The organism is Azospirillum sp. TSH20 (assembly GCF_003115935.1).
Lineage (GTDB): Bacteria > Pseudomonadota > Alphaproteobacteria > Azospirillales > Azospirillaceae > Azospirillum.
Genome location: NZ_LGQU01000006.1, coordinates 22,288 through 29,310, shown reverse-complemented (window position 1 = coordinate 29,310; position 7,023 = coordinate 22,288). Strand labels below are relative to the sequence as shown.

7 protein-coding genes are annotated in these 7,023 nt (G+C 73.1%); all 7 read right to left on the bottom strand.

Translation table 11 applies throughout. The features are described 5' to 3' along the window. Positions 1-400, bottom strand: a 400-nt coding sequence (locus tag TSH20_RS02490; protein ID WP_199232429.1) for an Hpt domain-containing protein, incomplete at its 3' end; no start/stop codon positions are given. Further along, positions 397-792, bottom strand: coding sequence for a response regulator (locus TSH20_RS02485; RefSeq protein WP_109073236.1), 396 nt, complete (start codon positions 790-792; stop codon positions 397-399). The genes TSH20_RS02490 and TSH20_RS02485, both read right to left, overlap by 4 nt. Continuing rightward, entirely contained in the window at positions 789-1,667 is an 879-nt protein-coding gene (locus TSH20_RS02480) for a protein-glutamate O-methyltransferase (RefSeq protein WP_109073235.1), read from the bottom strand. Before TSH20_RS02480 ends, TSH20_RS02485 begins: the two co-directional genes overlap by 4 nt. A gap of 5 nt (positions 1,668-1,672) precedes the next feature. Next, complete coding sequence (locus TSH20_RS02475; protein WP_109073234.1) at positions 1,673-2,296, bottom strand: HEAT repeat domain-containing protein; 624 nt, start codon at positions 2,294-2,296, stop codon at positions 1,673-1,675. An 11-nt stretch (positions 2,297-2,307) separates the two neighbouring features. Then, positions 2,308-3,423 carry a chemotaxis-specific protein-glutamate methyltransferase CheB gene (cheB, locus tag TSH20_RS02470; protein ID WP_199232111.1) on the bottom strand — a complete coding sequence of 372 codons (1,116 nt, stop codon included), beginning with the start codon at positions 3,421-3,423 and terminating at the stop codon, positions 2,308-2,310. A 19-nt stretch (positions 3,424-3,442) separates the two neighbouring features. Next, positions 3,443-5,008 (bottom strand): chemotaxis protein CheW, encoded by a 1,566-nt coding sequence (locus TSH20_RS02465; RefSeq protein ID WP_109073239.1) that lies wholly within the window; start codon positions 5,006-5,008, stop codon positions 3,443-3,445. Between the two features lie 5 nt (positions 5,009-5,013). After that, positions 5,014-7,005 carry a methyl-accepting chemotaxis protein gene (locus tag TSH20_RS02460; protein WP_109073232.1) on the bottom strand — a complete coding sequence of 664 codons (1,992 nt, stop codon included), beginning with the start codon at positions 7,003-7,005 and terminating at the stop codon, positions 5,014-5,016. Between the last annotated feature and the right edge of the window lie 18 nt (positions 7,006-7,023).

Sequence of the window (7,023 nt, the reverse complement as noted above, 5' to 3'; positions counted from 1 at the left end):
CGTCCGCCCCCCCCCCCGCCAGTCCGCGGGCCAGCGTCTCCGCCGCCTCCGCCGCATCGGCGGGCAGTGCGCCCGCCTCCTCCAGCGCCGCCACCCAGCGGGCGCACTGGTCGAGAGCGCGGAACAGCAAGTCGGCCAAGTCCGGCGTCATGAGGGCCGGCTTCATGGCGCGATGGCCGTCGCGCAGCAGCGACAGCGTGTCTTCCCCGGCATGGACCAGCAGGGTGAAGGGTGCCATGTCGAACAGCGCGCTCGACCCCTTCAGCGTGTGGAAGGCGCGGAACAGCTCGTCCACCGACGCGCGGTCGGCCGGGTCGCGCTCCAGCGCCAGCAGGGCGGCACCGGCAGTCTCCAGCAGCTCGTGCGCTTCGACGACGAACTGGTCGAACAGATCGTTCATAGCACGCCCTCCGTGTCGGGAGGCCGCCCGGTCAGCAGCCGCGCCGCCTCCACCAGCACCTCCGGTCGCGGCGGCTTGACGATGTACCAGTTGGCGCCGGCCAGCAGGGCCTGCTCGCGGTCGCTGTCCTTCGATTCGGTGCTGATCATGATGGCGGGCACGTCGCGCAGGCTCGGATCGCGGCGGAGGACGCGCAGCATGGTGTAGCCGTCCATCTTGCGCATGTTGACGTCGACGATCACCAGATCCGGCGGTGCGGCCATCGCCCGCTCCAGCCCTTCGATGCCGTTCACCGCCTCGTCCACCACGAAGCCGTCGGCCTCCAGCACGCGGCGGCTGAAGGCGCGCACGGTCACGGCGTCGTCCACCACCAGAACACGCGGCCCGCTCATGACGTACCCCCGTCCGCCGGCTTCTGATAGAGGATGGCGTCGGGGAAGCGGCGCGGAACGAACAGCGAGGACATGCGGCTCATGCTTTCCGAATGGCCGAGGCAGACGAAGCCGCCCGGCGCAAGGGCATCGTAGAACATGCTCGCCGCCTCCCGTCGGCCCAGATCGTCGAAGTAGATCAGCAGGTTGCGGCAAAAGATCACGTCGATCCCGCGAAAGGCCCTCACCTGCTGCGGGTCGGCGATGTTGACCAGAGAGAAATCGACGGACTCCCGCAGATCCTCGACGATCTGCCAGCGCGGCCCGCCGGCCTCCGCCGCTCCGCGCACGGGCTGGAAATACTTGGCGCGCAGATGGGCCGGCAGCCCCTGCAGGGCGCGCTCGTCATAGATGCCCTCGCGCGCGCGTTCCAGAACCGCGCTGTCGATGTCCGACGCCAGCAGCTCGATCTCGTAATCGTCCACCCGGCGCCAGTTTTCCAGCAGCATGATCGCGATGGAATAGGGTTCCTCCCCGGTTGCGCAGCCGGCCGACCAGATGCGCAGCCGCGATCCCTTCGGCCGTCCGCGCACCAGCTCGTCCAGGACGGAGTTCACCAGACAGTCGAGCTGGTACTTCTCGCGGAAGAAATAGGTCTCGTTCACCGTCATCAGGTTGACGAGCCGCTGAAGCTCCTCCCCCGACGCCTGGAAGCGCAGCAAATTCATATAGGCGCGCAGACCCGTCGCGCCGACCGCCTGCATGCGGGCGGCGACGCGGCGGTCGACGAAATAGCGCTTGGCCTCGGTGAAGGACAGGCCGGTGCGGTCCCGCAGGAATCCGCAGAGCGTCGCATAATCCTCCTGGGACAGGCCTTCCGGTTCGGCGTCGGTCACTCCGTTCACCGTCCCTGGAAGCTGGACCGGGCGGCGTCCACGGCGAAGGCGACGAAGGCGTCGTCGGGGAAGCGGCGGGCCAGCGTCTCCAGGCTGGACAGCGCTTCGGGACTTCCGGCCTCTGCCAGCGCCTCAACGGCGGCGAGGCAGACATTCACGTCGGCGTCGCGCTCCATCACCCTCGTCAGCCAGTCGGCGCGGCCGGAATGGGCGAGGCTGCCCAGCCCCTGAACCGCGAAGATGCGCAGGTCGGCGTCGGCATGGTCGAGCAGCGGCAGCAGCGCCGGGGCGGCGACCTCCGCCGGCATCTGCTGCAGGCTTTCCAGCGCCGCGTTGCGCAATGCCGCATCCTCGCGGTCGAGGAAGGGGACCAGCGCCGCCGCCGCCTCCGGCGTGGCGATGCGGGCGAGCGCGGTCAGGATGGCCTCGCGCACGCCGGCATCCCCCTCCGCCTGAAGCCGGTGGGCGAGCGCCGCCTCCGCGCCCGGCAGCGCCGCATGGCCCAGCTCATGGGCGGCATCGCGACGGACGGCGGCGTCGGCATCCTCGAGCGAGGCCAACGGGTCAGACCGCGCGCCTGTCGCGGCCGGCGCAGGTTCCGAAGCGGCCTTCTTCTTCACCAGTCCCATGGCGTCACTCCTCAATCGATCCCGGCCCGCCGGCCGGCAGGCATCAGCCAGCGGGTGAGCTGGCCAGCGATCCGGCCCGACGGCAGCACGACGCCAGCGCCGCCGCGCCGGATCAGGTCCTGCGGCATGCCGAAGACGACGGCGCTGTCCTCCGATTCCGCGATGGTGCGACCGCCGCGGGCGTGAAGCTCGGCCATCGCCGCCGCCCCGTCATTGCCCATGCCGGTCAGCAGCACCCCCACCAGCCGGTCGGCGGGCAGCAGCCGCAGGGCGCTGGACACCAGCCGGTCGGCATTGGGGTGCCAGGGCCGGTCGGGCGAGGGCGGCACGCAGACCGCCTGCAGCCGTCCGCCGCGCCGCGCCAGCTCGACGTCGGCGCTGCCGCGGGCGATGCAGACCATGCCCGGCGCCAGCACCGTCGCCCGCTCCACCTCCACCACCCTCAGCGGGCACAGCTCGTCCAGCCGGCGCGCCAGCGTCGCGGTGAAGGCGGCCGGCATGTGCTGCGCCACCACCACCGGCCAGGGAAAGCCGGCCGGCAGCAGGGGCAGGATGTCCTCCAGCGTGCTAGGTCCGCCGGTGGACACGCCGACCAGCACCACCCCCTCGCCCTCGCCGCCCGCCGCCGCCGTGGCTGCAGGCGACGCCACCGCGGGCGGCAGCCCCTCCGGCGCGACGAAATCCTCCCCGGTGATGCGGGCGCGGGCCAGCCGCAGCCGTTCGCGCAGTCCGCGGACGCGGCGCGGGCGGGAGGACGCGGCGGCGCGCACCGTCTCCACCAGCTCCTCGCCGATGCGGCCGATGGAACCGGCGGCCGGCTTCTGCACCGCCTCCACCGCGCCCAGCCGAAGCGCCTCCAGCGTCTCCTCCGCCCCCGCGCCGGTGAGGGCGGAGACCATGACGACCGGCTTGGGATGCTCCACCATGATGCGGGCAAGGCAGGTCAGCCCGTCCATGCCGGGCATGGTGACGTCGAGCGTCACCACGTCCGGATCGACGACCGGCAGGCGCGCCAGGGCCTCCTCCCCCGTCGCGGCGGTCTCCACCCGGAATCCGGCGTCGCTCAGCAGATCCGCGATGCGCCGGCGCATCAACGCGGAATCGTCCACCACCAGCACCGTCAGCACGCCGCCCCCCATCGCGTCTTCACTGTGGGGTAACGAGCAGGTCGGCCAGCCGGTCCATGTCGAGCAGGCTGTCCGCATCCATCAGCAGGATCAGGCGGGTGCCGCCGGCCACATCCCCGGCCGCATCCAGCGTGGCGACCCGGCGGATCAGCCGGCGCTGCGCCGCCGACACCGCCGGTGCCGGACCGATCCGCTCCGCCGGAACCGTCAGCAGGCCGGACAGCCCGTCGACCAGCAGCCCGACCAGCAGCCCATCGCGCCCGACCACCACCACCCGCCCGCGCTCTAGCCCGCCGGAGAGACTGGCCGCGGCGGCCGGCAGGTTCAGCAGCCGGCGCTGGTCGATCAGCGGCAGAACCTCGCCGCGCAGGGTCAGCACGCCGGCGACGAAGTCGGGCGCGTTGGGCAGCGGCGTGATGCTGTCGGGCCGGCGCAGCACCTCGCGCACGACGGAGACCGGCAGGCCGTATTCCGCCCCGGCGAGGCGGAAGACGACGAAGCGTTCCGCGATTCCGCTCCCCTCCGCAGGCTGCGCCGGTTCCATCCCGTCCCCCTCTCCGCCCGCTTCCGCGCCGATTGCCGCGCCATGGCGGAACAGCCGCTCCGCCGACAGCACCGACACCAGTCGCCGCCCGCCATCCGCGCGGGCGATGCCGTCCAGATCCTCGAACTCGGGCTCGCGGGCAAGCAGCGGCGGCACCGGGTCGATCAGCGCGGGATCGAGCCGCAGGATTTCGCGCACCTCGTCCACCAGCACGCCGACCGGCGCCTCCCCGGCCCCGGACCGCACCACGACGACGCGGCGTCCGGCCCCCTGTCCGCCGTCCAGCCCGAACAGGGCACGCAACCCCACCAGCGGCAGCAGCCGGTCGCGCACCGCCATCACGCCCAGCAGATGCGCCTTGGCCCGCGCCATGCGGGCGACCTCGCGCGGGGCCGGCAGAACCTCGCGCACCCGATCCACCGGCAGGGCGAATTCCTGCCCGGCGACCTCGAAGACCAGCAGAGCCTGGCGATCAGGTCCGGCAGCCGCTTTCCCGGTCCCGGCCTCGCCCGCCGCCGCACGTCCGAACCCACCGGCGCCCCGCTCCGGCCGTTCCGCCTCGGTGCGGTCGCCGAACTGGCGGTCGATCAGCGCGTCCAGCTTCAGGATGGTGACCGGGCCGTCGCGCAGCAGGCCGTCCAGCATGGCGGGGTCGAGCCCGCCCTCCTCCTGCGTCACCGGATCGATGCGGTCGGGATCGCTGCGCAGGATGCCGGCCATCGCGTCCACCCGCAGCCCCACCGGCTGGCCGCGATGCCCGACCAGCACCACGCGCGTCTCCCGCGTGGCGGCCCCACCGTCCACCCTGCCCAATGCCCTGGCGAGGTCCAGCACCGGCACCGCCTCGCCATGCCACTGCGCCAGCCCATCCAGACTGGGCGGCCCCAGCGGGATGCGCACCAGTTCCGGCAGCCGGATCACCGCACGGACTGCCGCCAGCGGCAACGCGAGGCGCAGGTCGCCGACCGCCACCGTGACGAAGGCGAGCGCACCATCGGCCTCGGCTGTCGCCGCGCGGTCTCCGGCCACCTCTTGGGCCACGGCGGTCAAACCGCGCCCAGCAGGCTGTCGGCCATCGCCGCGATCTCCTCGATCGCCGACGCCAGCTCCTCGGCCCCCTTCGCCTGTTCGCGCGCGGCCTTGGCCGCTTCGGAGCCGGAGAGGTTCGCCGCGGCGGCGGCGGCGGCCACCTGCTCCACGCCGACGCGGGTCTCGCGCAGGGCGGCGGTGGTCTCGTTGGCGGCGTCCAGGATCTCGCGGCCGCCGGCGGTGACCACCCGCAGCTCCTGCGTGCCGGCGGTCAGGGTGACGCCGAAGGCGCGGTGGCGCGCAATCTCCGTCACCGCGGTCGCGGAGACCTCATCCACGTCGCGGCGCACCCGCAGCATCTGGTCCTGGATGTCGCGGACGATGTCCTTCACCCGCTCCGCGCTTTCCGCGCTGTCGCCGGCCAGCTTGCGGATGTCGCCGCTGACCACGGTGAAGCCGCGGCCGAACTCGCCCGCCCGCGCCGCTTCGATGGAGCCGCTGACCGCCAGCATGCCGGTCTGGATGGCGACGGTGGCGATGGCGTCCACCACCTTGTCGATGCGCCGGCCGATCCGCTCCAGCTCGTCCAGCCGCTCACCGGCCCGGCGGGAGGAGTCCACCGCCTCCAACATTCCGTCGGCCAGCTTCCCGATAGTCTCGCGCGTTTCGCCCAGCAGACCTTCCATCGAGGTGCAGCGATCGACCGATTCGCCCGACCGCCCGGCGGCCAGCGTCGCGGCGGCGTCGATTTCCGCGATCGCCGAGGCCAGCTGATGGGTGGCGGCGCTCTGCGCCTGCGCCCCGCCGGAGATCTGGCCAATGGCGGTCATGATCTGGGCGGCGCCGCGGTTGATCTCCTCGATGGCTGCCGACAGCTCCTCGGCGGCGGAGGCCAGCTCGTCGGCGGTGGCGGCGAGGTCGGCAGTTCCCTCCAGATCCTCGGCCAGCTCGGACAGCTGTCCGGCGGCGCGCTGGCTCTGGGTCAGGGCAAGGGCCTGCTCGCCTGCGGTCCTCAGCGCCTCCTCGGCGGCGGCGGACTGCTCCTCGGCGCTGGCGGCGATGGTCTCGGCCCCGCGCAGGGCCTCGCGCGCGGCCTGATCGGCCTCCACGGCGGCGCGGATCGTCTCCTGCGCGCCCTGGACGATGGTCGACATGTCGGACCGCACGCCTTCCAGCTGCTGGACGATCATGCGCCCGCGCTCCACCTCCGCCTTGGCGGCGTCGGCGGAGGCGACGATGCCGGCGGCGATGGAGGCCACCGCCTCCTGGATTTCAGCGACCATCCCCTGGATGTCGTTGGCGCTGCGCTCCGACCGTTCGGCCAGCGCCTGCACCTCGTCGGCGACGACGGCGAAGCCTTTGCCCGCCTCCCCCGCCCGCGCCGCCTCGATGGCGGCGTTCAGCGCCAGCAGGTTGGTCTGGTCGGCGATGGCGGCGACGCTCTGGACGATGGTGCCGATCTCCTGCGCCCGGGCCTCCAGGTCGCGCACCAGCCGCACCGACGCCTCCTGCCGTTCGGCGGCACGGACGATGCCGTCGATGGACGACAGGATCTGGCCGCTGACGTCCTTCAGCGTGGCCTGCAGCGCCTCGACCCGCAGCACCGCCTGCTCCGCCGTGCTGCGCGACCGGGTCAGAAGCTCCGACGCGCGGCCGATCATGCGCTGGGACTGCTGGGTGGCGCTGGCCGATTCCTCCGCCCCGGCGGCGATCTGCTCCATCGCCCGGCGCAGTTCCTCCGCCGCGGAGGCCGCCTGGGTCACGCCGCTCGCCAGTTCGGTGGCGGCGGCGGCGATGCCGCTGGCGGCCTGCCGGCGGCGCGAATCGGCACGCGCCCGGCGGCGCTGCGGCGCGCCCGGCGTGGCGGCCTGCGGCGCGGATTCGGTCGTGGCGGTCACGGATCCGGCGGCCTGATTCCCGGGGGCGGACCGATCCGGATCGCCGGCGGCGCCGGGCTTGCTCCGGGCGGTTTGCGCCGTGTCGATCTTCGTCTTCTTGATGAGTGCCATGGTCCTTACCCGCCTTTC

Bases quoted from the DNA above. Each gene is read 5' to 3' on its own strand.
- TSH20_RS02475 (WP_109073234.1), bottom strand. From the start codon at position 2,296: ATGGGACTGGTGAAGAAGAAGGCCGCTTCGGAACCTGCGCCGGCCGCG.
- TSH20_RS02485 (WP_109073236.1), bottom strand. From the start codon at position 792: ATGAGCGGGCCGCGTGTTCTGGTGGTGGACGACGCCGTGACCGTGCGC.
- TSH20_RS02460 (WP_109073232.1), bottom strand. From the start codon at position 7,005: ATGGCACTCATCAAGAAGACGAAGATCGACACGGCGCAAACCGCCCGG.